Here is a 23,507-nt window from a genome sequence, read left to right on the forward strand (position 1 = left end):
GCCCCGATTCCATGTCGGGGCCAGCAGGGTCAGCCCGCTGGCCGCTCGCCTCTACCTACTACCCTCGGGGCTTGTGATATCTGACCTGGCGGATGTCGTCGCGGCGTGTGGCTCGGCGATCGCGGTTGTCGTGACCGTCGTCTTCGCGCTGCGCCAGCTGCGCTCGGCGCAGACCGCCAACCAGACCCTCGTCGCGATCGAACTGCTGACCCGAGACCGGTCCAGCGACGAGTTCCTCCACGCTGAGGACTTCGTCCTCAATGAGCTCACCCTCCGCCACCCGCCACCCGATGTCAGCGTCAGTGACCTGCCGGCCGAAGCGCGTCACCAGGTGGTCCGGCTGTCTTTGTACTACAACGGTCTGGGCCAAATGCTCGCTTTCGCGGCGGTCGATCCGAGGCTCCTCGTGGGCACGGTCAGCTACCGCTCCCGGCAAGCCTGGCGCGTGCTGGAGCCCTACATCCTCGCCGAGCGTGCCCAGCGCGGCGAGACGTACCTGTCCCACTTCGAGCACCTGGTCCACCTGGCCACGCACAACCCGTGGGCCACGGCGGTACGCAAGTTCAACCTCCAGAGCTTCGGCAGCTATCCCGCCGAGCTTGGCCTGAACGACAGTTCGGCACAAGCGTTGTCGCGTCAGCACGAGAATGCGCAACAGTGAGTTCATGCAGATTGTCGAACACCCTGGGGCATCACCGCGTTCGGAAGGGCGAGGCGGCCGGAGTCGACGCCGGGTCGTAGTTGGCGTCGGATTTAAATAGGACGATTCCGCTCGCCGAGTCCAGCAAGTATGAGACTGACACGGCCGAACCTTCCTCGCCGTCGCTCCAATCGAGGCCGGTCCCGCCGCGCCATTTCGGCTCGGTGGGCAGCCAGGACGACAGCCGGGGGTGTGGCGCGGCATCGTCGGGAATGTCCACGTCCAAGGCTGTCGTCAGTTCGGTCAGCCTGGCAACGTCCGCTGGCGCAACCCGGACCGCGCCCTCACGCACCAGGAAGAGGTCGCCAACGTTGAAGTCGCAGCGGCCGTTTTCTGTCCACTCCCACCAATGGACCTCCAGGACCCGACCCAGCGGCTGCAACTCGGGCTCGATCGGCGCGGTCTCGGTGTGCACGGATGCGTCGACCGTCACCTCCGGCTCCGGGCAGCTGAACGGCATGGAACAGCCACTCTGGGACGTCGATAGCGCGACCAGGGCAAGAACGGCCACCACACGGCGCCTCACGTCACTACCCGGACGAGCATTGTGGGTAGCCAGGAGTCGATCACCCGACCCATGGTACGGACGTCAGGCGCCAGTTATGTCGACAGGCCCGATCGAGGAAGCTCGCTGACGGCAACGTGCGGACGGTCGGTTGTTCGCCAGGAGGCAACTCGGCCGTGTTTCAGGGGCCAGAATATCGGTCGATCTGGCCGCCGGCTTGGAGCTGCGTGGGCATCGTTCCCTCGCACAAGGCAATCAGGCCCCGGTCGCCTGGCCCGAAAGCGGCAACCCAGGTCTCGACCAGGAGAATCACGCCCCGATCGTCCATCCCGAGGAAGAACCGACCCTGGTCCAACTCGCCCAGCGGGTATAGCGACCGTCCGATCTTGCCACCCCACGCCAGGAACCGACCCTCCTCACCGACGCAGAGCGACGGATTCAGCTCGAACGGGACACGCGCCGCCGTCCGTCCCGGTCCATGAACATCAACGACGAGGTCGCCGAACTCGCTGAGGAATGCCTCTGCTGCCGGGTGCATCTCGAGCCCAAGCAACTCCGCTCGCCATCGCGCCGTTTCCACCCGCCGCCCCAAGAACCACCCGGCGCGCCGCAACGGCCGCTCGACGTCAGGCGGGAACCTCCCGACCATCCGCTCTCCTTACCCGTCGTTGACCCACCCCGAGCAACCTGCACTACCGATTCCTCGGCTGGACCCGATGAGCATCCTGCGCCCGGGTGACGAGAAGTTCCACTACAGCGACGGCTCGCACAAGTGGATCCCACCGGGCCCGGACTACGACCAGGAGGTCTGGGACGAACAGGTCCGCCAGCACAAGCACGGCCACCTCAGGAACGAGCGCCCGAAGGTCCGCATCCAACGCCTCGTCTGATGCCAGCAGTACGGCAGCGGTGCCAGCCGAACCGAGCCGAGAGGCGCCAGTAGGCCGAGTAACCTCACACCACGCAACAATGCGAGTAGCGGTCCGTAGCGCGGGTGCGGCGGTCGTCGCGATGACCGGGCGTGCGGTCCTCCGCGGAACTGGCACGGAGATGGCGGGACGGTGGCGGTGGAACAGCTCGGTTCGCTGGCGGAGGCCGGGGTCACGATGCGGCCCTATGCGGGTGCCAGTGACATCGCTGGCGTCCAGGCCGTCCGTGCCGAGGTGCACCGGGCCGACGGTGATCTCTGGCTGCCCGGTCCCGACACCAGCGAGGATCCCGACGGAGTACACCCGTTCTGTCTGGTCGCTCAAGCCGACTCGGGGCGAATCGTGGGCTTCACCTGGATGGACTGGTGGTCCGAAGCGGCCGACACCCGGGTCTACCTCCTGAGTGGATGTGTGGCACCAGGGTGGCGCCGCCGGGGCATCGGCACCGCGATGCTGCGGTGGCAGGAGGCACAGGCCATCGAGTTCGACGGCAGCAGGCCGGTCGACGGCCGGAGCGTCTTCGGCGCGAACGTGGGCGAGCACCAACCGGGCAAGCTGGCACTGCTGACTGCGCACGGCTACCGGGTCGCGTTCACAGTCGTCGACATGGCCCACGACCTGAACGGTCTGCCGGACGGCGACGTTCGGCTGCCCGAAGGGCTCATCCAGCGTCCGGTCGAGGCTGCCCACCACCCCCAGATCCACCAGGTGATCGAGGAGTGCTTCGCGGGAGCACGCGACGGCTACCGGGCCAGGACCTACGAGGAGTACCTCCGCGACGTCCAGGATGTCGACATCTGGTGTGTGGTGTGGGCGGGGGAGGACATCGCGGCGGTGGTGGTGAACGAGTTGCAGGCCGACGGCACCGCGCTGACGCCGTGGGTAGCCGTCGGCACCACCTGGCGTCGGCGGGGCCTCGGTCTTGCGGTGCTGGGGCGCACGCTCCGTATCTTGGCGGAGGCGGGAGTCTCGACGGCCCGACTCAGCACGGTCGCGGAGAATCCGAACAACAGCGTTCGGTTGTACGAGAAGGCGGGATACCGGGTGACCGCGTGGCAACCCCGTTACCGCAAACCAGTCGACGCGTGCTGAGCCGAGCCGGGGCCTCGCATCGAGGCCCCAACCCCCGAACAGGTCGTCGACCACGGCACTCGGTCCAACGCGGCTCGGGGGCGGCGATCGCCGTGCGGCGTGGCGCTTGGTCGGTGCTCAGTCGAGGCCGGTGCGGCCCTCGGCCCAATATGCCTTGCCCATGACCTGCCGGGGCTTGCGCGTCCACCCACGGCTGTCTCGCCGTACGGCGTGCACGGTCGCGGCGTCGCCGGTGACGATGAGGGTGTACGGCGCCGGGATGACCGCTGCGCGGCACTGGTGGAGAAGCGCGACCGGGTCGGCGTCCTTCGTGACTACCGTCAGTCGTTCGGTGATCCCCAGTTGGGCGAGCACGTCGGTGAGCGCGACGGGATCGCGTGCCTCGAAGACGTACGACGTCTCGGCGGGAAGGGTGCCCAACGCGCGGGCGAGCGCCACGCTTGTCTCGTCCCCGACGAAGAGCACGGGACCCGTGGCCGCGCGCAGGTCGATCGAGCGCCGTGGCCCGAGGACCTCGCAGGTCTGGCCCTCTGTCACCCGCTCGAACCACTGCCTCGCCGGACCGTCGCCGTGCGTGTAAACGACCAGCTCCGTCACACCTGCGGCGGCGTCCCAAGTCGTGGGTGTGTAGGTGCGGAGGCTCATCGAGCCGCGCCGTGGCCGGAGCTGGAGTTTCGCTCCGGGCACCCAGGTCGCCTTCCGGAACGCCTCGGCCGACAGCGTCATCCGAATGAACTCGGGTGAGAGCTGGCGGAGGCCGGTGACGTGGGCGTTGTCCAACATGGCGCCACTGGCGAGGTCGGCCAGGCGTCCGGCGAGTCCGGTCATCGTTCCTCACTTCAGGCTTCGTTGTGGTGCGGCAGCGATCCTCGGGGGTGCCCGCCGACGAGCACGACCTCCAGTCGGCGTGGGCCGTGCACGCCCTCGACCCGGTTGAGTTCGATGTCGCTTGTCGCGGACGGGCCCGAGATCCAGGTCTGGGGCGCGCGTGGGTCGAGCCGGGTCAGCGCCTCCGGCAGCAGGCCGACGACCTGGTCGGCGCGGACGACGCAGATGTGCCGGTCGGGCACCAGGGTGAGCGCTCGCCGCCCCTGCGTCGGGCCGGCGTCGAGGATGATGGTGCCGGTGTCGGCGACCGCCACGGCACAACCGGTCAGGACCGCGTCCATCGTGTCGAGCTCGGCCGGTGTCAGCGGGGGAGCGTCGCGGTGCGCCTGCCCGACGTGGCCGGTCAGCCAGTCGGCGGGCACGTCGGTGGGGACGGCGAGCCGGTCGACCTCGGCCAGCAGCCCGGCCAGGGCGTCGATGCCCCGGTGGACGGTCGCCCGGTAGTCCACCAGCCGGTCGACGAAGACCTCGACCAGGTCGGGGCGGTCGTCGGCCCGGCGGTATCGGCGGGGCACCCGCACCGGGGGCGGGTTGTCGGCCAGGGCCGTCCGCAGCCGCGCCAGGATGTCGTCGCGCGCGGTCACTGCTGCTCCCACCACTCGCGGAAGGTCTGCGGCGCGGGCAGCGGCAGGTCCCGGGACCGGGTCCACGCCGAGGCGGGCCAGGGCAGCCGGCGCAGCGTCCGAGCGCCGGTGCGCCATTCGCGGTACGCGCCGAGCGGCCCCGCGCCCCGGCGGGCCAGCCGCAGGGCGGCGGCCCAGCGCCGGGGGCTGCGCATCACCCACGACAGGACGCGCATGGCGGCCCGTTCCGCACGTGGATGCGGTGCCTGCTGGCGGAGGTGGACGAGGATCTCCGGGATATTGATCTTCACGGGGCACACGTCGTAGCAGGCGCCGCAGAGCGTCGACGCGTACGGCAGGGAGGCGTTGTCGGCCACCCCGGTCAACTGGGGCGACAGGATCGCCCCGATCGGCCCCGGATACACCGAGCCGTACGCGTGTCCGCCGGCCCGCTCGTACACCGGGCAGACGTTGAGGCACGCGGAGCAGCGGATGCAGGACAGCGCCGGCCGCCCGACCGGGTCGGCGAGCACCGCGGACCGGCCATTGTCGACGAGCACGACATGCACGTCCTGCGGGCCGTCCCCGGGGGTGACGCCAGTCCACATCGAGGTGTAGGGGTTCATCCGCTCGCCGGTCGAGGACCGCGGCAGCAGTTGCAGGAAGACCTCCAGGTCGGTGAAGGTCGGCAGCAGCTTCTCGACGCCCACGACGCTGATCAGCGTCTCCGGCAGCGTGAGGCACATCCGCCCGTTGCCCTCGGACTCCACGACCACGAGCGTGCCGGTGTCGGCGATGGCGAAGTTGGCGCCGGACACGGCGACCCGGGCCGCGAGGAAACGTCGCCGCAGGTGGGCGCGGGCCACCTCGGCCAGGGCGGCCGGCTCGTCGCTGAGGTCGGCCGGCGCGTCCGGCATGCGACGCTGGAAGATCTCCCGGATCTGGGTCCGGTTCTTGTGGATCGCCGGCACCAGGATGTGCGACGGGGTGTCGTCGCCGAGCTGCACGATCAGCTCCGCGAGGTCGGTCTCGTACGCGGCGATCCCGGCCGCCTCCAGGGCCTCGTTGAGCTCGATCTCCTGCGTGGCCATCGACTTGACCTTCACGACCTCGTCGGCCCCGGTGGCCCGGGTCAGCTCGACGACGATCCGGCAGGCCTCGGCCGCGTCCCGGGCCCAGTGCACGGTGGCGCCGGCGGCGGTGGCGGACGCCTCGAACTGCTCCAGCAGCTCCGGCAACCGGCGTTGGACGTCCGCCTTGATCGCGGCGCCGGCGTCGCGCAGAGCCTCCCAGTCGGGCACCTCGTCGACGACCCGGGCGCGCTTGCCGCGGATGGTGCGGGTGGCCCGGTGCAGGTTGGCCCGCAGTTGTGTGTCGGCGACGGCCGGCTTCGCCATTGTGGGAAAGGGCAGTGGGATGCGGATCCGCCCGCTCCCGGTGGCCGGTGCGACCGACCCGCTCACGAGATGGCCCCCGTCGCGGCGAGGATCTCGGCGTAGTGCAGGGCCCGCACGCCCGACCGGTGGCGGTCCAGGCCGCCACCGATGTGGGCCAGGCAGGAGTTGTCGGCGGCGGCGAGCACCCGTGCTCCGGTCTCGCCGACCCGGGCGCACTTGTCGGTGAGCATCGCGGTGGAGACGTCCGGGTTCTTCAGGGCGAACGTGCCGCCGAAGCCGCAGCACTCCTCGGCGTCGGCCAGCTCGACCAACCGGATGCCGCGCACCTGACGCAGCAGCCGCAGCGGCCGGTCACCAAGCCGCAGCAGTCGCAGCCCGTGGCAGGTGGGGTGGTAGGTCACCGTTTCCGGGAACGCGGCGCCGACGTCGGTGACGCCGAGGACGTCGACGAGCAGCTCGGACAGCTCGTAGGTGCGCTCGGCCACCGACGCGGCGGGCGGGTGCAGCCGTGGGTACTGGTCGCGGATCATCGCGGTGCACGACCCGGACGGCACGACGACGGCGTCGTAGGCGTCGAAGACGTCGACGTAGTTGCGCACCATCGGCATCGCCTCAGCCCGGTAGCCGGTGTTGGCGTGCATCTGCCCGCAGCAGGTCTGGCCCGTCGGGAAGTCGACGGTGTGACCGAGCCGGCGCAGGATGCGGGTGACCGCGATGCCGGTGCCCGGATAGGCGATGTCGTTGACGCAGGTGATGAAGAGGGCTATCCGCATGGCGGCGTCGACCCGCCTTGACTGTGTTGGTGTGAGCGAGTACACACTGGCGAAGCAAGATCCTATCGGAAACGACTCTGCCGCCACCAGGCACCGGAGGATGGTTCGTGAGATTCATGCGCGTCGGGCCCGTCGGGCGGGAACGCCCCGTCCTGTCCGTCGACGGCCGGCACTTCGACCTCTCCTCGCTGACCGCCGACATCGACGCGGAGTTCCTCGGCGCGGACGGCGTCCGGCGCGTCCGCGAGGCCACCGACCTGCCCGAGATCGACGTCACCGGTCAGCGGGTCGGCGCACCGATCGCCCGTCCCGGTGTGGTCCTCTGCGTCGGGCAGAACTACGCCGCGCACGCCGCCGAGTCGGGCGCCGAGCCACCCACCGCCCCGATCATCTTCTACAAGGCGCCGAACACCGTCGTCGGCCCCTACGACGACGTCCTGATCCCACGCGGCTCGACGAAGACCGACTGGGAGGTGGAGCTGGCGGTGGTGATCGGCCGGCAGGCCCGCTACCTCGCCTCGCCGGCCGACGCTCTCGGGCACATCGCCGGGTACGCGCTGTCCAACGACGTCTCCGAGCGCGACTTCCAGCTCGCCGTGTCCGGTGGCCAGTGGTCGAAGGGCAAGTCCTGCGAGACGTTCCAACCGCTCGGCCCGTGGCTGGTCACTCCGGACGAGATCGACGACCCGCAGGCGCTGCGGCTGCGCTCCTGGGTCAACGGCGAGCCCCGGCAGGACTCCACGACGAAGGACATGATCTTCGAGGTGGCGTACCTGATCTGGCACCTGTCCCAGTACACGGTCCTGGACCCGGGCGACGTCATCAACACCGGCACCCCGCAGGGCGTGGCGCTCTCCGGCCGGTTTCCGTACCTGGCCGCCGGCGACGTGATGGAGGTCGAGATCGAGGGCCTCGGCCGGCAGCGCAACATGCTGGAAGCCGCCTGACGGCGGTGGGTGTCGACTCGGAGGACTGCTCGGGAGGGGAGTGAGGCATGCGGTGTGACGGTCTGGTGGCGGTGGTGACCGGAGGTGGCTCGGGGATCGGTCACGCCTGTGTGCGGGCGTTCCTGGCCGCCGGCGCTCGGGTGGGGGTGCTGGACCTGGACGTGTCGGGTCTCCCCGAGGACCCGCGCGTGCTCGGCGTCCGGGCGGACGTGGCCGACAGGTCCTCCCTCGCCTCGGCCGTCGCCTCGGTCGCCGACACCTTCGGCGGCATCGACGTCCTGGTCAACAACGCCGCAATCTCCGCCGTGGGCACGGTGGAGGACAACGACGACGAGGCGTGGAGCCGGGTGCTCGACGTCAACGTCGCCGGTGTGGCCCGGATGAGCGCCGTCGCGCTGCCGTACCTGCGCCGGTCGTCGTCCGCGGCGATCGTCAACATCTCCTCGATCGCGGCGACCGTCGGCCTGCCCCAGCGCGCCCTCTACTCGGCGTCGAAGGGCGCCGTGCACGCCCTCACCCTCGCCATGGCCGCCGACCTGGTCACCGAGGGGGTCCGGGTCAACTGTGTCGCCCCCGGCACCGTGGACACGCCCTGGGTGGCCCGCCTGCTCGCCGGCGCGGCCGACCCGACGGCGGAGAAGCGGCAACTCGCGTCCCGCCAGCCGACGGGACGGCTGGTGACCGCCGACGAGGTGGCCGCCGCCGTCGTCTATCTCGCGTCGCCGGTGACCGGGTCGGTGACCGGGTCGTCGCTTCCGGTGGACGGCGGCATGTCCGGCCTGCGGCTACCCGCCCGGGTCGCCTCCGCGCCGGCCCCGGCGCAGCGGGGAGCGGTCGCCTCCTGAGGGGGCCGGTGGCGCGTGACATGATTGCGCCATGGGGAAACAGCAGGACGTCGGCGAGCCCGACCGTCACAGCGGGTCCGACGTCGCCGACCACCGTCCGATCGGTGGCAGCGCTGACGCCCGGCTCGCCCTCGCCCAGGACCCCACCACGCCACAGATGACACTTTTCGACCTGGCGTCCGATCCGTCGGCAGTGGTCCGCAAGGCGGTCGCCGCTCGGGCCGACGCGCCGGCGCAGGCACTGCGGCCGCTGACCCGCGACCATGACCGGCAGGTGCGCGAGGCCGTGGCGAGCAACCCCTCGGCCTCGATCGCCAACCTCATGCGTCTCGTCAAGGACGACGACCGGTGGATCCGCTGGGCGGTCGGCAGCAACCCCGCCTGTGACGAGTCGATCCGCCGGGTCATGTCCGAGGCATCGGACAAGGAGCTTCGCGGTCTCCTCGCGGAGCGCCGGGACCTGGAGCCGGAGCTGGCCGCCAAGCTTGTCGACGACGTCTCACCCGAGGTACGGGAGCGGCTCGCCAGCCACACCCACGACCCGGACGTGCTCACCGCCCTGCTGGCCGATCGCACCGCACGCGTACGCAAGGGGTTGGCCCGCAACCCGCGGACCACCGCCGCGCAGCGCAGCGCGCTCGCCGCGGACCCGGTGGTCGACGTCCGCGTCGCGCTCGTGCGTGCCGTCGAGGTGGACGAGGCCGACCTGACACGCCTGCTCGACGACCGCTCGGTGCAGGTCCGCCTGGCCATGGCGACCTCCGAGATCGTTCCGGCGCACATCCGGCAGGCCCTCGTCCGCGATCCCGACGAGATGGTGGCCAGCGCGGCCCGGGACTTCCGCCCGGGGTCCGGCAACTCCTCGGCGGTGCGGCCTCCCCGCATCGCCCACCGGCCCTCCACCGCCGGCGCGGGTCGCCGCGGCGGCACGTCTCGGTAGGGCGAGTCGGTCGCCTCGCCGGGGCGGCGGAGGTGGAGCACCTCCGCGCAGAGTGCGGCCCACGTACTCAGGACCGTTTCCAGACATTTACATCTGCCGTCCCAATCCTCTCTAGGCTGCGAATACCCAGGTCCTGGGCGTATCTCGGCAGGAGAGGATCAGCGATGCGGATCAGGAGATCCAGGTCAAGGTTCGTAGCGATGGCGATGGCGGTCGTCGTCGCGGGAGGAACAACTGTTGGCGGTGCGATTCGTACGGCGGCCGCCGACGCCACCGACACGAAGTTCAGCTTCGCCGTCCTGCCGGACACCCAGCAGGAGGTGATCAACAGCAGCGACACCCGCTTCCTCAACCGCACGAACTGGCTGGTGCGGAACCGGTCCGCGCTGGACCTGCGCTTCGTGACCTCCTCCGGTGACGTGGTCAACTGGGACACCCCGGACCACGCGCAGTACGTTCTCGCCCGCAACGCGATGCGCCCGATCGAAAACGCCGCCATCCCGTACGCCCTGGCGCTTGGCAACCACGACACCCAGGCCCCCGGCGTCGGCGGCCCGGTCCGCGACCCCGCCCGCGAACTCATCCGCGACACCACGGTGTTCAACCAGTACTTCACCGTCAGCCAGTACCGCGGGGTCAAGGGGCAGTTCGAGGCCGGCAAGGTCGACAACTCGTACTCGACGTTCGAGGCCGGCGGCGTGCAGTGGTTGGTGCTGACCCTGGAACTCTGGCCCCGGGTCGCGGCCGTCACCTGGGCCAGGAACGTCGTCGCCGCCAACCCCCGGCACAACGTCATCGTGGTCACCCACGACTACATCGACGGCAACGGCGGCATCGAGCAGAGCGCCGGGTTCGGCGCGACCAGCCCGCAGTATCTCTTCGACAACCTGGTCAAGCAGTACGCCAACATCCGGTTCGTCTTCTCCGGCCACACGGGCATCGCCGGCAACCGGGTCGACACCGGAGTCAACGGCAACAAGATCTATTCGTTCCTCCAGACGTTCCACTCCAACTCCACGAACCCGGTCCGACTGGTCGAGGTCGACACCGCCGCCAACTCGCTGCGGACCTGGATCTACGCGCCGCACACCAACAGGTCGTTCACCGAGTACGACAGGTCGTTCACGGGTATCGGGGTGGTCCGCTGACGCGTACCCCGGTCGGTGCCGTGGTCCCGGCGGTTGGCGGCGGAACGGCCGCCTCAACCGCCGAGGCCCGGCAGTCGGACGGTGCAGAGCGTGCCCCGGCCCGGTTCGCTCTGCACCTCGATCGTGCCGCCGTGTGCCTCGGTCAGGTGGCGCGCGATCGCCAGGCCGAGCCCGCTGCCGCCCGTCACCCGGCTGCGCGACTCGTCGGCCCGCCAGAAACGGTCGAAGATCCTCGGCAGGTCGGCCGCGGCGATGCCGCTGCCGGTGTCCCGGACGGAGATGGTCGTGCCGTTCGCGCCGACCGTGACCGAGCCGCCGGACGGGGTGTGGCGGATGGCGTTCGAGATCAGGTTGCCGACCACCTGTCGCAGGCGCACCTGGTCGGCGTGCACCACCGGATCGCCCACGACGCTGAGTTGCAGGCGTACCCCGGCCGCGAGCGCGCTGCCCCGGTGGCTGTCGACCACGTGGGTGAGCACGTCCCGCAGGTCGGTCGGCTCCGGGTTGATCCGCAGCGTGCCCGCGTCGGCGGCCGCCAGGTCGCCGAGGTCGTCGATGATGTGCTGGAGCAGCAGCGCCTCCTCGTGCAGCAGCGCCAGCAGGTGGGCGTCGGTCGGGGCCAGGTCGTCCTGAGCCGCCTCCAGCCAGATACGGATGTTGCTCAGTGGGGTACGCAGCTCGTGCGCCACGTCGTCGACCATGGTGCGGCGTTGTGCCTCGGCCCGGTCCCGACGTCGCGCGGAGTCGTTCAGGGCGCGCGCCAACCGGCCGATCTCGTCGCGGCCGGACACCGGGGCGGGCGTGCGCAGTTCGGCCGCGACGGCGAGGTCGCGCAGCGGCCGCACCAGGCGTCGCCCGACGAGTACGGTCGCCGCGACGGTGGCGAGCAGGACCGCGCCGGTGACCGCCACGATCCGTCCGATGCTGCCGCCGGACAGGCTCAGCGTGGTGCGGCCGGTGCCGGGCGCGGTGACGAACAGCAGCGCGCGGGGCGCCACGTACGGTCGGAGTTGGGTCCGGCGCGCTGATTCGACGCAGCCCTGCACGACGCCGATCGGCCCGGCCGGCTTGAGCAGTGACGGCGGCTTCACCTCGATGTCGTCGTGCGCGGTCCGGACGACGGCCGAATCGCTCAGATATGCCGTGAAGGTCGGCGTGATGCGTAACTGGGAGGCGCGGTCGCCCAGGCCGAGACAGCGGGCGGTCAGGGTGGTCAGCGTCTCGAGCGCCTTCTTCTCGGCGGCACTGACCAGGCTGTCGAGCGCGAACCCGCAGCTCTCGGTCACGGACCGGGTCAGGGCCCGCTCGGCCTCGGCGCGGACGGTGGTGAGCACGACGCTCGGGCGGCCGGTCTTCGCGATCTCGATGGCGCCGTCGTAGCCCACCTTGTTGAAGCAGGTCAGGGTGTTCTTGGCCACCTCGTTCAGCACGTACCGGTCCTCGGACGGCACGACGTAGGGCCCGACGGCCCGCTCGTCGATGTGCGCGTCGCCGCCGGTCAGACCCAGGTCGACCGAGAGCGGGTCCACCACGGCCGAGGGGCGGGTGTTCCGCAGCGACGGCCCGGCCTGCGAGTCGAGGATGACCCGGTGGTCGTCGGTGGTCAGCGTGATGCGGCGACCCAGCTCGGCGGCGCGCGCGTGCACCAGGTCGGCGGCCCCCGACCAGTCGCGGTGGGTGGCCGCGTAACCGACGAGCGCCTGGTAGACGGCCTTGTCGTCGGCGACCGCGCCGCCCTGCTCGTGGCTGATCGCGCGGGTGGTCGTGGTCGCCGCCAGCCAGGCGGTGGCCGAGATCGCGGCCAGCGCGATCACCACGGAGGCGACCAGCAGCCGGGTCACCAGGCTGTGCCGCAGCGGCACCCGGTCCTTGCTCACGGCGTCGGGCCCGGAGTCAGCTTGTAACCCACACCGTGCACGGTGAGCAACTGCTGGGGACGTCTCGGGTCATGTTCGATCTTGCGGCGCAGATTCACCACGTGCACGTCTATGGTGCGTTCGGTCGAGCTGCGGTCGAGGCCACGGGTGTGGTGCAGCAACTGTGCCCGGGTGAAGACCCGGTCCGGTTGCTCCGACATGGCGGCCAGGATGGCGAACTCGCCACGGGTGCACTCGATCCGCGCACCGTCGACGGTCACGTGGTGCCCGACCGGGTCGACGCTGATCCGACCGGTCTGCCGGATGCCGCGGGCGGCGGGCTCGGGCGCGCCCCGGGACGCGCGGCGCAGCAGCGTACGGGTGCGGGCCACCAACTCCCGTGGGCTGAACGGCTTGGTCAGGTAGTCGTCGGCGCCGAGGTCCAGGCCGAGCAGCAGGTCGCTCTCGGCGCTGCGCGCGGTGAGCATGAGCACCAGGACGTCCGACTCCTGCCGCAGCGTGCGGCATACCTGTAAGCCGTCCATTCCCGGCATCATCACGTCCAGGATCAGCAGGTCGGGCCGGTCCCGGCGGGCGGCGTCCAGCGCCGCCCGCCCGTCGTGCACCACGATCGTCTCGTGGCCGGCGGCCACCAGATAGCGGCGGATCCCCTCCGCGTGCCGCAGATCGTCGTCAGCAACCAGGACCATCGCACACATGCCGGCGATGATAGGTCGCCGCTGCGGCACCGAACCGGTTTCCGGCCCGACCTGACAGATTCCTAACGGCAGCTCAGACACTCGACAGGGACTCGGTGGGATCGAGCGAGGCCGCCCGCATGGCCGGGTAGACCCCGGCCAACACCCCGATGATCAGCGCGCCTCCCAGCCCGACGGCGGCAGCCGCCGCCGGGATTGTCACCGGCCAGTCCTGGAGGGTGGCGTAGCCGGCGACGGCCACCGCGCCGGCCAGCGCTCCGGCCGCTCCGCCAAGGGCCGACAGCACGATCGACTCGGTCACGAACTGGACGCGCACCTGGCCCCGGTTCGCGCCCAGGGCCCGGCGCAGGCCGATCTCGCGGCGTCGCTCCAGCACCGAGATGTACATCGTGTTGGCCACCCCGATGCCGCCGACGAGCAACGCGATCCCGACCAGCCCCAGCAGCAGCGAGTTGAAGGTCTGCCGCACCGCCTGCTTGGCGGCGAGCCCGTCGGAGGGACGACTGACGAGGACGTCGCTCGGATGCTCCGGGTTGGCCGTGGCGGCCAGCACCGAACGCACCGCCACGACCTGGGCGTCGGTGGTCTGCACGTAGATCCGGGTCGGGTGTCCGTCGAAGCGCAGCCAGCGGTTGGCCGCCTCCCACCCGATCATCGCGGAGCGGTCGATCTCGGGCGCGAGCGGCACCGCGTCGAGGATGCCGATCACGCTGAACCGCTGCCCGCCGAGGTGGACCTGCATCGGCCGGGCGAGGTCGACGGTGGTGAAGCCGAGCCGCTGGGCGGCCACCGAGCCGAGGACCACGGTCGGCAGGCGTTCCATCGCGGCATCCAGGAAGCGGCCGGAGCGTACCCTGCCGTCGATCGCCGCGAGCAGGTTGGCCCTGGTGGCGACGACCGCGATGGCGTTGTAGTCGCCGGCGGCGGTCCGGTCCGAGCGGGCGACGTTCAACCCGAAGTCGGCGGTCGCGCTCGCCACCGTCACCGGCGCGATCCGGGACACCATGTCCACCGACTCGACCGGCAGTTTGACCGGTGGCTCGCGGTTGGGCGCCGGTGTGACCTGCAGTCGGTTGGTGCCCAGGGCGGCCAGCTTCTCCTCGAGCGCCCGCTGGCTCGACGCGGGAATCCCGGTGACCAGGACCAGGGTGGCGATGCCGATCGCGATGCCGAGCGCCGACAGCGCGGCTCGCGCCGGTCGCGTGCGGAGACCGAGTAGGCCCAGACCGACCAGGTCGGCAAGGGCCAACCGGACCGGTGCGGCGTCCCGGTCCACTCTCGCCGCTCGACGGGTACGCCTCATGCCGGCGCACCGCCCGCCGCGGAGTCGGACACCAGGCGGCCGTCCCGGATGCGGAGCTGTCGGGGCACCCGGGCGGCCACCTCGTGATCGTGGGTGATCAGCGCGATCGTGGTGCCCTCCCGGTTCAACTCGGTCAACAGGTCCAGCACGGCCGAGCCGGTGGCCGCGTCGAGCGCCCCGGTCGGTTCGTCGGCCAACACGAGCGCGGGACGGTTGACGAGCGCCCGGGCAATCGCCACCCGTTGGCGTTCGCCGCCCGAGAGCGCCTGGGGACGATGGTCGGCGCGGTGGGCCAGACCGACCCGCTCCAGTGCCGCCAGGGCCAGCGCCCGGCGGTGCCGGCGGTGTACGCCGGCGTAGAGCAGGCCGGTCGCGACGTTCTCGGTCGCGCTCAGCCCGTCGGTGAGATGGAACTGCTGGAACACGAAGCCCAGCCAGCGGCCACGCAGGCCGGACAACTGCCGGTCGGACATGGTGCCGAGGTCCCGCCCGCCGATCAGCACCCGGCCCTCGGTGGGCCGGTCCAGCGTGCCCATGATGTTGAGCAGGGTGGACTTTCCCGACCCGGACGGCCCCAGGATGGCCACGAACTCGCCCGCGTCGATCCGCAACGAGACGTCGCGCAGCGCCGTCACGTCCCCGCCGTAGCGCCGGCTGGCGCCATCGATCTCCAGCACCGTCGTCACGACGTCGTCACCACCCGGGTGCCGGCGGTGATGCCCGTACCGGTGATCTGCACCAGGCCGTCGGCGAACAGGCCCACCTTCACCGCGACCAGGGCGCCGTCGGAGATCTGGACGCCGTAGCCGCCGCCGCTGAGCGCGAGCAGCGCGCCGACCGGGACGGCGAGCACGTCGCGCTCGGTGGTGCCGGTGAACCGGACCTCGACGGTGGCCGAGCTGATGTTCTGGATCGCCGCGGCATCGTCCACCGCGATGACGACCTGCACCTTCGGACCCTCCGAGCCCGGATTGTCGCCGTCCGACGAGCTGGCCTGGACGTTGCTGCTCACCGAGGTGATGGTGCCGCTGGCGTGCGAGCTGTCCGGAAGGGTGATCTGCGCCTTCTGCCCCGCACCGAGGTCATCGGCCCGGCTGGCGTCGATCTCGACGGAGACCGCCTTGGCCTGATCGCTGATCGCCATCAGGTTGCCGGTGGCGTCGTCGCCGAGTTGGGCCGAAGCCACGCCCACCCGCACCGCTCCGGGCAGCACCAGGACGTCGCCGAGGGTCACGGTGCCGGTCGCCGGACGTACGCCCTTGGCCGCCTGCCAGCGTTTCACGGCGTCCTTGAGCGATCGGGTGAAGACGGCGTCCTGGCTGGTCACGACGGTCTGGTACGTCCCCGTGCCGGAGGCCGTCGGCGTCGGATCCGGCTTGTTCGCATCCCCGCTCGCACCCTGGTCGCCGGCGGCTGGGCTCGACAGGCCCTGGACGGTCACCCGGGTGCCCGGCGCGGGCTGGGACCCGATCCGGTAGCCGAGCGCCCGCAGGTTGTCGGCCAGCACCTTGACGTCGCGGCCGACCATGCCGACCACGTCGATGTCGCGAAACATCGGCGACGACCCGTAGAAGAGGATCACCGGCCGGTCACCGGAGCGATACATGATGTCACCGCGGGCGATCGTGGCGCCGGGCTTCGGCAACCAGGTGAGCACCCCGGGCGCGACACCCCGCAGGGTGCGCTGCTTGCGGTAGCCGACCGTGCCGCTCTCGGCCCAGTAGTCGGAGAGGTCGGTCCGGACCACCTCGGCCGTGGCCACCTCGGCCGTGGCCGGCTGCGCGGCCGGAGAGTCGTCGCCGGCGCTGGTGTGGACGGCGTAGCCCACGCCGCCCAGCGCGAGCACGCCGCACGTGATGGTGATGATGAGGGGTTTCGTCCGCATGGTCGGCTACCGCTGCGTGAAGGCCGAGATCTCACACTGACGCTGGATCTCCATCCCCGCGTCGCTGTTCGCCTTCTCGAGGTTGGCCTTGGTCTCCGGCGCGACCCAGATGTCGGCGTTGTCGGTGCCCCCTTGCCGGATCTCCATCGACAGGCCGTGCTCCCGGACGCACTGCAGTTTCTCGCGGAGGTCGTCGGCGAAGTTCGGGTTCTGGTGCGGGTCGAGCTCCGGAGCGCCCAGCGGCTCCTTGTCGGCGCACGCGTCCACGGCCGGCTGATACTTCTTCTCGTCCATCTTGTAGCTGAGAAGCGGGCCGCCGCTGCCGTCCCTCGCCGGTGCCGAGGGCACGCCGTGCTGCGTCCAGCAGGCGTAATACGCGCCGTAGAGGCGGTCGATCTCCTGCTTGCTCGCGCCCAGGGGGAGCTGGCGGTCGGCGTTGCTCGTCGAACCGGCCGGGCCGGCGCTCGCCGACGTGGTCGCGCCCGGGATCGCGGCCACCTCCGGCCCCGATCCCCTTGAGTCGCCGCCGCAGGCCGCGAGCGACAACAGCAGACCCGCCAAACCGATCATCTTCACGTTCGTTGTGCGCATGCCGGTCAGCCTGGTCGCCGCATGTCAGCAATGTGTTAGGTGCGCACACCGTTTTCACAGGCGCGGTCAGGTCCCGGGAACTTTCCCGGGCCCACCGCCGACCACCAGAGTGCGCGGCTGAGCGGCGCGATCCGATGACGGCATCTCGGCATGGAGGAGCGCCCGTGGCACCCAGGACGGTGGTCTGTGCGCAACGGCGCCGCTGACGACGAGCAGGTGACCCGGTGGGCGCAGGAGGCGGGCCGGGGTGACCGGCAGGCCGCCACGGCGTTCGTCCGGGCACTGCAGGACCAGGTCTGGCGGTTCCTGTCGCACCTGGCCGGGCCGGGTGAGGCCGACGACCTGACCCAGGAGACGTTCCTGCGGGCGTTTCGCAACCTGCCCGGCTTCGCCGGCCGCTCGTCGGCGCGTACCTGGGTGTTCACGATCGCGCGCCGCGTCGCCGTGGATCACGTCCGGACGGCGGTCGCCCGGCCACGGCTGGCGTCGGTGCCGGACTGGCAGGCGGCGGCCGAGGCCGCCGGCGCCATCACTACCGGCGCCGACGAGGGTGTCACCCTCCAGCAGGTGATCGCGGGTCTGAGCCGTGAGCGTCGCGAGGCGTTCGTGGCCACGCACGTGCTCGGCCTGTCCTACGCCGAGGCCGCGGAAGTCTGCCAGTGCCCCGTCGGCACGATCCGCTCCCGCGTCGCCCGGGCCCGCGAGGATCTCGTCGCGGCCTGGCAGGCCGACGGGGGTCCGACCCGTAGTCGGCGAACCGGCTGAGGGCGTATCGAGGCACGGTGCGGCCGGCCGCCGGACGGCGGGCACCCGTCAGTCTGCCGCCATGCAGATGTCGAAGGCGCCGTCGCGGACGTCGGCGACCGGGTGCCTCCGCAGCGACCGGAGCAGGTCCCGCCAGGCCTCCGCCCAGCCGCGCGCCCGGCCCTCGTGCACCAGGGCCACCGCGAACAGGCCGGTGGTGGCCTCGCCGCGCGCGGCGAGGGTGCGGGCCGTGGCGAGCACGAGGTCCGGATCGGGTGCCACCGGGGACCACCGCGCCGTCCGCTGGCTGAGGAGGTCGGCCAGCCGGGCGGCGAGCGCCGGCCGACCGGCGACCAGCTCGGCGATCTCGACCACGTCGGCGGTGATCTGCTCCGGTGTGGTGCCGCTGAGCCGCAGCAACGCGGTCAGCAGCGTGGCCGCCTCGGCGACGTACGCCGGGTGCTGTCCCAGTTCGCGGGCCGCTGCCTGAGCCAGCGCCCGGTCCCGGTGCGACTCGGCGGACCGCGCCCAGGCCCCCGCCTGGCCCAGGATGGCGTCGACGCGCCGCCGGGCCGGGCGGTCCGCGAAGGGCCCACCGTCGTCCGGGTCGGCCTCGTCGATGCCGACCAGGGCCCGCAGGGCGGTGGAGAGCACGTCCCGTTCGGGCCGATCGGGGTGGTCGAGCATCGCGCCGACGATCGGATGCGCCGACGGCCAGGCGGAGTGGCCGCCGAGGTCGGTGAGCGCCGCCGTGACCAGGTCACTGAGATCCGGCGCCCAGGGCATCCACTGCGCCATCCGGGGCCAGGCGGACCGGGCGACGCCGTGGTCCGGGCTCGCGCAGGCGAGCGCCACGAGGGCGCCGTAGCGGGGCCGGTCCGGTCCGGCAACCTGCTCCGGCGACGTCGTCAGGACGATCTGCGCCTCCTCGGGACCGCCGGTGGCCGCCTCTTCGAGGATCACCCAGCTCTCCGGTGCCGGTAGCCGCTGCCGGGCCGCGGCGACGACCGCCACCCGGACGTCGCGGTGCTGGTCGGGTAGCTGCCACGCCGCCAGCAGCACCGGCATCGTTGCCGGCGGGCCGAACTGGCCGAGCAGACGCAGCGACGCCTTGCGGCTGGTCACCTTGCCTCGGCCGAGGGCCACCCGCGACAGGGGCGTCAGGAGGTCGCTCGGCCGGATGAACCGGGCCGCGCGACCGGCCGCGTACAGGGCGACCCGGGCCCGATCGTCGTCGGCGTGCGCCAGCAGCAGCGGCAGGGCCTCGTCCGGTCGGTCGGTCCACGGCAGCGCGCCCAGCGCCGCCTCGGCCAGGGTGACGTCAGCGGACGCCGCGTACCGCAGCACCAGGTCCCGCCCGACGCCGGGGATCGGCGCGGCGGCCTGGATGGCGGCGGCGCGGCCGTGCCGCGGCGTGCCGGCATCGGCGGCGACCTGCTCCAGCAGGCGTACGTAGGCCTGCTGCTGCCGGGGCAGCCACCGCTCGGCGTGCACGGGTGGGCCGGGAACCCAGCGGGCGTCGGCGGTCAGGAACGCCCCGCGGGGCGGTGGGTCGAGCAGTACCCGGTCGAGCAGGTCGGTACGCCGTGTGCTGACCGCCCGCCACACCGTGGGGAACGTGATGGTGGACAGGTCCCGGGCCAGCACCTGCTCGACCCGCTGTGCCCGGGTCGTCGGGTCGGCCAGCCACAGCTCGACGGCTTCGCGGACAACGGGGGCGACAGTGCCCGGCGTGCCCGCCCGGCGCAGCAGCTCCTGGAGCTGGGGCAGCCGCCAGGCCCGCCGTCCGAGGGCGCGGGTCACCGCGAACAGCTCGGTGCACCGCCCGCGGGACATGCCCGCCTCGATCCATGGCCGTAGCCGGTCGAAGACCATCTCCTCCTGGCCGTGGCGCAGCGTCTCGTCGAGCGGGGGCAGCGGGGGGAGCCGGTGGCCGCCGAAGAGTCGATCGAGGGTCTTCAGCGCCCATCCCAGCAGGGGCGGGTCGTCGTGGTGTTGGCCCAGCACCCCGACGGCGAGGCTGCCGAGTGCGGCCAGGGTACGGCTCGACGCGTCGCGCGTGGTCGTCGCGTCGACAGTGAGCTGGGTCAGCGCCTCGACCGAGTCCGCGCGCAGCAGTCGGGACAGCTCGGCCAGGGCGGTCAGGGCCGCCGCGCGGACCGAGTCCTGCTCGTTGCGCAGCCGAGCCAGCCGGGCCACCGCCTCGGCCACCGCCGCCGGGTCTCCGCTGCGCCGCGCGGCGGCCAGCAGCAGCTCGTACGCGACGGCGCGCTCCTGCGCGTCGGCCGCGCCCAGCCCCGGGCCGAGCGCCGCGGACGCCTCCGGCCAGGGCAGGAAGGCACTCCACGACCGCACCGCCGCCGCGTCGTGGCGGACCCGGTCCAGTGCCAGCACCCGGCGGGCCTCCCGCGCTCGCCAGGCGCGGGGGAGTACCTCGATCAGCGGCGGATCCGGGATCTCGGCGGCGGTCTCCACGCCGTCGTGCACCGCGTCGTAGAGGACGCCCCGCCGAGACGGTGCGACGGCCGCCAACAGCCGGTCCAACGAGTTGTTGTGGCCCCGCACCCGCCGACCCAGCTCGACCAGCTCCGCGTCCGGCAGGCGAACCAACCGGCGCAGCAGCGCCGGAGGTAGCCACTGGTAGGGCACCCAGCCCGCCCGGGAGGGGGCGATCAGCATCGCCAGGACCCGTTGCGGCGACGCGGCGGCGAGCGGGCCGTAGGCGGTCAGGCCGCCGGGGAGGTAGTCGGTCGGGGCGTAGCGTTCCAGCAGCGTCAGCGCGTGTCGCGGCCGCTTCCGGCCAGCCAGCAGGACGCCACTGGAATGCGTCGTCCACCAGGTGTTGCGCTCGCGGGGGCCGAGACCGGCCAACACCTCCTCGGCGTGCTCCAGCAGCACATCGCCGTGGCGACGGGCCAGTGGCCCCCACCCCGGCACCGTGTGCTCGACGGCCGGCAGCAGCCGGCGGACCGTGTCCGGACCGCAGGCCGGCAGCAGCGTGGCCACCTCCGCGGCGCCGAAGCGATCCCACACGCCGTCGACCAGCCCGTCGGCGATCGCCGGGCGGCGTAGGCGCCGCAGTGAGCGGTAGACCAGGCTGCGCAGGTCGGCCGGCGCGTCGCGCACGAGCGCCAGCAGGTCGGCACCGGCGAGCCACCCGCCGCGCAGGCCGGCCTTCACCGCGACGGACCGGATCACGCGGTCCGGGTCGCCGAGCGCCAGCCGCACCGCCGCGTGGTCACCGACGATCTGGCTGGCGGTGACCGCCAACAACCTGTGGTACGCCGCCCCGGCGCGCAGGTCCGCCAGCACCACCGGCAGGTCACCTGTGGTGCCGAGGTCATCGACTCGACGCGCGAACGTCGCCATCCGCTCCGGGTACGGCAGCCCGTCGAGGTCGTCGAGCAGGCGCTGTGTCGATCTCTGCACGGCGCCCATTGTGGCCGGTACGACCCCGAACCGTCGCCCCGTTTCCGGCCCGCCGCCCTGACCCGAGGGCTCAACTCTGGACGTAGCGGGTCCCGTTCCAGCGGTAGGTGCGATCCACCGGCACCTCGGGCTCGGCGTACTTCTTGAACGAGGAGATGACCAGGCGCCCGCCGGTGATCCGCACGTCGTTGCCCGCCTCGGCCACCGGCCCGACCCAACTGCCGACCAGTTGACCGGTGCGTCCGGTGACGACCAGCACCTGACCGGAGGCGTCCTCGTCGCCGGCGCCGGCCAGACAGGACCCGTACACGACCGCCTCGTCGCGGCCGTCGCCGTTCAGGTCACCGAACGTCGCGGGGCCCTCGTCGTACGCGGAGGAGATCGAGATGTGCGGAGCGTCGCCCGACTGGCCGCCCCTTCCGTCGACGAATCGGATCCTGCCGGTCAGGCACTCGTCGCCCGTCGACGCCGTCATGGTGATCGTGGCGTTCGCGAGGTCGACACCGCGCACGCTCACCGGCGTCGGAGCGCTGCCGGTCGCGCTCGGTGTGCCGGTCGGTGACGGCGTCCGCGACGGTGTCCGCCGGTCGGGTGGTGTGGAGGGGGACGTCGTCGCTGGTGTGGGCGGTGGCGCAGGCGTGGGGGAGACGCTCACCGACGGCGTCGGGGTGGGCCCGATCACCGGTGGGTCTCGGTCCGGATCGGGCCCGAGCCGGGTGATCGTCGCGATGCTCCCGGCGGCGACCACCACCGCGGCGAAGGAGAGCGCGACAGTCGTCCTGGTACGACGCCGGGCCCGGCGCACGATCACGTCGGCCGAGGGCGCGGCGAACGACAGGTGGCCGCTGTCGGCGTACGACCGCAGCAGGGAACCGGTGACGTCGTCTCGGCCGGGATCCGGCTCCGGGGGTGTCACGACGTGACCGCCTCTCCGCTCGACGTTTCGCTCAGATGCTCCGCCAGCTTCGCCCGGCCGCGGTGCAACCACGACACCACTGTGCCCTGGGGCACGCCGAGACTGGCGGCTATCTCGGCGGTCGGCAGGTCGGCGATGTAGTGCAGCACGATCACCCGGCGCTGCCGCTCCGGCAGCGTACGCAGGGCGGCGACGAGCGCCACATGGTCCGGCTGGACCGCCGGCACGGGCGCCACGAGGGGCTGGCGGCGTAACACGCGGGCCGCCACGGTGAGCCGGCGCAGCCGGTTGGTGGCGAGGTTCCAGGCCACCCGGCGTACCCATGCCACCGGATCGTCGTACGAGGAGATGACGCGCCACCTCTGCCAGGCCCGCAGGAACGCCTCCTGGCTCACGTCCTCGGCCTCGGCCCGGTCGCCGAGATAGGCGTGGACCTGAGCGCTGATCCGGCCGTAACAGGTCTCAAAGAACCGTTCGAAGGCGGCACGGTCATCCGGCTGGTCGCCTCGCACGGCACCTCCTGCGGTCGCGGATCTCCCACCACAGACACACCCGGGGCCGGCCGCCGATTGCGCCTGACCCGGGTGCAATCGCCGGGACCGCCACGGCGTGTCCTGGGTGGAGCATTCCCACTCGCCGCCCTGGAGGAACCCGTGCCTCGTACCGGCCTCGTCCTGACCGTCACCGCACTCACGCTCGGCGCGGCCGCGTGCGCGGCGCCCACTCCTGCCGAGAAGCCGACGGCGTCGCCGCCATCGAGCCCATCGGCGTCGCCGCCGTCGTCGAACCCATCGGCGTCGCCGCCGTCGTCGAACCCATCGGCGTCGCCGCCGTCGTCGAACCCATCGGCGTCGCCGTCCACTCAGGAGGCGTCGCCGTCGGACGACGGGGTCTTCTCGGGTGCGCGCAAGATCGCCATCGCGATGGAGTCGGGGCCACCGGCGTACCTCGTCGTCGGGTCTGACGGGAAGGTCGTCGGCAACGTGCGACTGACCGAGCGCAGCGTCTTCGTCGCCGTCCCGGCCGGTGACCGGCACCAGCTCCGGACCGCCTTCGCCGACAACTCGTGCGTGGGGGAGCGCCGCGACGCCGGCGGGCCGCCAACCCTCGTGGTCGCCGCGTGCTCCCCGGAGGCGGCGGGGCAACTCTTCCGCTTCGTGCCGACCGACGGGCGGGACAGCGAGGGCCGCCGCACCCACCGGATCGAGGGCACGTCCGGTCCGGTCACCTTCAACTCGCTGAACGGGCTGCACGTCCAGGCTCGCGACGACGACGCCCGTGTCACCGGCTTCGCGGTGATCGACCGGGGACCAGCCTGATCAGACTGGTCCCCGGTC

At 72.0% G+C, this 23,507-nt stretch carries 25 protein-coding genes; 10 read left to right on the top strand and 15 right to left on the bottom strand.

The genetic code is table 11. The annotated features are described in order from the left end of the window. Positions 1-73: 73 nt before the first annotated feature. Positions 74-661, top strand: coding sequence for a DUF4760 domain-containing protein (locus ACLQ29_RS22740; RefSeq protein ID WP_425773501.1), 588 nt, complete (start codon positions 74-76; stop codon positions 659-661). A 31-nt stretch (positions 662-692) separates the two neighbouring features. Here the strand turns inward: ACLQ29_RS22740 and ACLQ29_RS22745 are convergent, their stop codons facing one another. Continuing rightward, a complete protein-coding gene (locus tag ACLQ29_RS22745; protein WP_425773502.1) occupies positions 693-1,133 on the bottom strand; it encodes a hypothetical protein in 441 nt (146 codons plus the stop codon). A gap of 253 nt (positions 1,134-1,386) precedes the next feature. Continuing rightward, positions 1,387-1,854 (bottom strand): SUKH-3 domain-containing protein, encoded by a 468-nt coding sequence (locus ACLQ29_RS22750; protein ID WP_425773503.1) that lies wholly within the window; start codon positions 1,852-1,854, stop codon positions 1,387-1,389. Between the two features lie 67 nt (positions 1,855-1,921). On the opposite strand from ACLQ29_RS22750, the gene ACLQ29_RS22755 reads away from it, so the two are divergent. Beyond that, a complete protein-coding gene (locus tag ACLQ29_RS22755; protein ID WP_425773504.1) occupies positions 1,922-2,095 on the top strand; it encodes a hypothetical protein in 174 nt (57 codons plus the stop codon). Between the two features lie 171 nt (positions 2,096-2,266). Then, positions 2,267-3,226 carry a GNAT family N-acetyltransferase gene (locus tag ACLQ29_RS22760; protein ID WP_425773505.1) on the top strand — a complete coding sequence of 320 codons (960 nt, stop codon included), beginning with the start codon at positions 2,267-2,269 and terminating at the stop codon, positions 3,224-3,226. A 117-nt stretch (positions 3,227-3,343) separates the two neighbouring features. On the opposite strand, the gene ACLQ29_RS22765 is transcribed toward ACLQ29_RS22760, so the two are convergent. The 4 genes from ACLQ29_RS22765 to ACLQ29_RS22780 all read right to left on the bottom strand — a co-directional run bounded on the left by ACLQ29_RS22765 (position 3,344) and on the right by ACLQ29_RS22780 (position 6,847). Next, positions 3,344-4,054, bottom strand: coding sequence for a siderophore-interacting protein (locus ACLQ29_RS22765; RefSeq protein WP_425773506.1), 711 nt, complete (start codon positions 4,052-4,054; stop codon positions 3,344-3,346). An 11-nt stretch (positions 4,055-4,065) separates the two neighbouring features. Then, positions 4,066-4,698: a LutC/YkgG family protein gene (locus ACLQ29_RS22770; RefSeq protein WP_425773507.1), complete on the bottom strand. Its 633-nt coding sequence runs from the start codon at positions 4,696-4,698 to the stop codon at positions 4,066-4,068. Continuing rightward, positions 4,695-6,074: a LutB/LldF family L-lactate oxidation iron-sulfur protein gene (locus ACLQ29_RS22775; protein ID WP_425773508.1), complete on the bottom strand. Its 1,380-nt coding sequence runs from the start codon at positions 6,072-6,074 to the stop codon at positions 4,695-4,697. Before ACLQ29_RS22775 ends, ACLQ29_RS22770 begins: the two co-directional genes overlap by 4 nt. A gap of 62 nt (positions 6,075-6,136) precedes the next feature. Continuing rightward, a complete protein-coding gene (locus ACLQ29_RS22780) occupies positions 6,137-6,847 on the bottom strand; it encodes a (Fe-S)-binding protein (protein WP_425773509.1) in 711 nt (236 codons plus the stop codon). 116 nt (positions 6,848-6,963) lie between these two features. Between ACLQ29_RS22780 and ACLQ29_RS22785 the strand changes: the two genes are divergently transcribed. From ACLQ29_RS22785 to ACLQ29_RS22800, 4 genes are all read left to right on the top strand, one after another. After that, positions 6,964-7,794, top strand: a complete 831-nt coding sequence (locus tag ACLQ29_RS22785; RefSeq protein ID WP_425773537.1) for a fumarylacetoacetate hydrolase family protein — start codon at positions 6,964-6,966, stop codon at positions 7,792-7,794. 47 nt (positions 7,795-7,841) lie between these two features. Continuing rightward, positions 7,842-8,639 (top strand): SDR family NAD(P)-dependent oxidoreductase, encoded by a 798-nt coding sequence (locus tag ACLQ29_RS22790; RefSeq protein ID WP_425773510.1) that lies wholly within the window; start codon positions 7,842-7,844, stop codon positions 8,637-8,639. Between the two features lie 31 nt (positions 8,640-8,670). Beyond that, positions 8,671-9,579 carry a hypothetical protein gene (locus ACLQ29_RS22795; RefSeq protein ID WP_425773511.1) on the top strand — a complete coding sequence of 303 codons (909 nt, stop codon included), beginning with the start codon at positions 8,671-8,673 and terminating at the stop codon, positions 9,577-9,579. A gap of 200 nt (positions 9,580-9,779) precedes the next feature. Next, positions 9,780-10,727: a metallophosphoesterase gene (locus ACLQ29_RS22800; protein WP_425773512.1), complete on the top strand. Its 948-nt coding sequence runs from the start codon at positions 9,780-9,782 to the stop codon at positions 10,725-10,727. Between the two features lie 53 nt (positions 10,728-10,780). On the opposite strand, the gene ACLQ29_RS22805 is transcribed toward ACLQ29_RS22800, so the two are convergent. The 6 genes from ACLQ29_RS22805 to ACLQ29_RS22830 all read right to left on the bottom strand — a co-directional run bounded on the left by ACLQ29_RS22805 (position 10,781) and on the right by ACLQ29_RS22830 (position 17,081). After that, positions 10,781-12,604: a sensor histidine kinase gene (locus ACLQ29_RS22805; protein WP_425773513.1), complete on the bottom strand. Its 1,824-nt coding sequence runs from the start codon at positions 12,602-12,604 to the stop codon at positions 10,781-10,783. Beyond that, on the bottom strand, positions 12,601-13,302 hold the full coding sequence (locus ACLQ29_RS22810; RefSeq protein ID WP_425773514.1) for a response regulator: 702 nt from the start codon (positions 13,300-13,302) through the stop codon (positions 12,601-12,603). Before ACLQ29_RS22810 ends, ACLQ29_RS22805 begins: the two co-directional genes overlap by 4 nt. 73 nt (positions 13,303-13,375) lie before the next feature. Then, positions 13,376-14,605 carry an ABC transporter permease gene (locus ACLQ29_RS22815; RefSeq protein ID WP_425773515.1) on the bottom strand — a complete coding sequence of 410 codons (1,230 nt, stop codon included), beginning with the start codon at positions 14,603-14,605 and terminating at the stop codon, positions 13,376-13,378. Beyond that, positions 14,602-15,291, bottom strand: coding sequence for an ABC transporter ATP-binding protein (locus tag ACLQ29_RS22820; RefSeq protein ID WP_425773516.1), 690 nt, complete (start codon positions 15,289-15,291; stop codon positions 14,602-14,604). Before ACLQ29_RS22820 ends, ACLQ29_RS22815 begins: the two co-directional genes overlap by 4 nt. After that, positions 15,288-16,490, bottom strand: coding sequence for an efflux RND transporter periplasmic adaptor subunit (locus ACLQ29_RS22825; protein WP_425773517.1), 1,203 nt, complete (start codon positions 16,488-16,490; stop codon positions 15,288-15,290). Before ACLQ29_RS22825 ends, ACLQ29_RS22820 begins: the two co-directional genes overlap by 4 nt. A 6-nt stretch (positions 16,491-16,496) precedes the next feature. Continuing rightward, positions 16,497-17,081 carry a hypothetical protein gene (locus ACLQ29_RS22830; RefSeq protein ID WP_425773518.1) on the bottom strand — a complete coding sequence of 195 codons (585 nt, stop codon included), beginning with the start codon at positions 17,079-17,081 and terminating at the stop codon, positions 16,497-16,499. Positions 17,082-17,267: 186 nt separating this feature from the next. Between ACLQ29_RS22830 and ACLQ29_RS22835 the strand changes: the two genes are divergently transcribed. Continuing rightward, positions 17,268-17,846 (top strand): sigma-70 family RNA polymerase sigma factor, encoded by a 579-nt coding sequence (locus tag ACLQ29_RS22835; protein WP_425773519.1) that lies wholly within the window; start codon positions 17,268-17,270, stop codon positions 17,844-17,846. Between the two features lie 48 nt (positions 17,847-17,894). Here ACLQ29_RS22835 and ACLQ29_RS22840 read toward each other — a convergent pair whose 3' ends face one another. The 3 genes from ACLQ29_RS22840 to ACLQ29_RS22850 form a co-directional block, all read right to left on the bottom strand. After that, entirely contained in the window at positions 17,895-21,254 is a 3,360-nt protein-coding gene (locus ACLQ29_RS22840; RefSeq protein WP_425773520.1) for a hypothetical protein, read from the bottom strand. 70 nt (positions 21,255-21,324) lie between these two features. After that, on the bottom strand, positions 21,325-22,170 hold the full coding sequence (locus ACLQ29_RS22845) for a hypothetical protein (RefSeq protein WP_425773521.1): 846 nt from the start codon (positions 22,168-22,170) through the stop codon (positions 21,325-21,327). After that, complete coding sequence (locus ACLQ29_RS22850) at positions 22,167-22,682, bottom strand: RNA polymerase sigma factor (protein ID WP_425773522.1); 516 nt, start codon at positions 22,680-22,682, stop codon at positions 22,167-22,169. The genes ACLQ29_RS22845 and ACLQ29_RS22850 overlap by 4 nt, the downstream gene beginning before the upstream one ends. 197 nt (positions 22,683-22,879) lie before the next feature. On the opposite strand from ACLQ29_RS22850, the gene ACLQ29_RS22855 reads away from it, so the two are divergent. Together ACLQ29_RS22855 and ACLQ29_RS22860 are read left to right on the top strand one after the other, a co-directional pair. After that, a complete protein-coding gene (locus ACLQ29_RS22855) occupies positions 22,880-23,134 on the top strand; it encodes a hypothetical protein (RefSeq protein WP_425773523.1) in 255 nt (84 codons plus the stop codon). Between the two features lie 19 nt (positions 23,135-23,153). Further along, positions 23,154-23,489 (top strand): hypothetical protein, encoded by a 336-nt coding sequence (locus ACLQ29_RS22860; RefSeq protein WP_425773524.1) that lies wholly within the window; start codon positions 23,154-23,156, stop codon positions 23,487-23,489. The last annotated feature ends 18 nt before the right edge of the window (positions 23,490-23,507 follow it).

The organism is Micromonospora sp. DT228, assembly GCF_049841595.1.
Taxonomy (GTDB): Bacteria; Actinomycetota; Actinomycetes; order Mycobacteriales; family Micromonosporaceae; genus Micromonospora.

Bases quoted from the DNA above. Each gene is read 5' to 3' on its own strand.
- ACLQ29_RS22750 (WP_425773503.1), bottom strand. From the start codon at position 1,854: ATGGTCGGGAGGTTCCCGCCTGACGTCGAGCGGCCGTTGCGGCGCGCC.
- ACLQ29_RS22755 (WP_425773504.1), top strand. From the start codon at position 1,922: ATGAGCATCCTGCGCCCGGGTGACGAGAAGTTCCACTACAGCGACGGC.
- ACLQ29_RS22765 (WP_425773506.1), bottom strand. From the start codon at position 4,054: ATGACCGGACTCGCCGGACGCCTGGCCGACCTCGCCAGTGGCGCCATG.
- ACLQ29_RS22775 (WP_425773508.1), bottom strand. From the start codon at position 6,074: ATGGCGAAGCCGGCCGTCGCCGACACACAACTGCGGGCCAACCTGCAC.
- ACLQ29_RS22780 (WP_425773509.1), bottom strand. From the start codon at position 6,847: ATGCGGATAGCCCTCTTCATCACCTGCGTCAACGACATCGCCTATCCG.
- ACLQ29_RS22785 (WP_425773537.1), top strand. From the start codon at position 6,964: ATGCGCGTCGGGCCCGTCGGGCGGGAACGCCCCGTCCTGTCCGTCGAC.
- ACLQ29_RS22790 (WP_425773510.1), top strand. From the start codon at position 7,842: ATGCGGTGTGACGGTCTGGTGGCGGTGGTGACCGGAGGTGGCTCGGGG.
- ACLQ29_RS22795 (WP_425773511.1), top strand. From the start codon at position 8,671: ATGGGGAAACAGCAGGACGTCGGCGAGCCCGACCGTCACAGCGGGTCC.
- ACLQ29_RS22800 (WP_425773512.1), top strand. From the start codon at position 9,780: ATGGCGATGGCGGTCGTCGTCGCGGGAGGAACAACTGTTGGCGGTGCG.
- ACLQ29_RS22810 (WP_425773514.1), bottom strand. From the start codon at position 13,302: ATGTGTGCGATGGTCCTGGTTGCTGACGACGATCTGCGGCACGCGGAG.
- ACLQ29_RS22815 (WP_425773515.1), bottom strand. From the start codon at position 14,605: ATGAGGCGTACCCGTCGAGCGGCGAGAGTGGACCGGGACGCCGCACCG.
- ACLQ29_RS22825 (WP_425773517.1), bottom strand. From the start codon at position 16,490: ATGCGGACGAAACCCCTCATCATCACCATCACGTGCGGCGTGCTCGCG.
- ACLQ29_RS22830 (WP_425773518.1), bottom strand. From the start codon at position 17,081: ATGCGCACAACGAACGTGAAGATGATCGGTTTGGCGGGTCTGCTGTTG.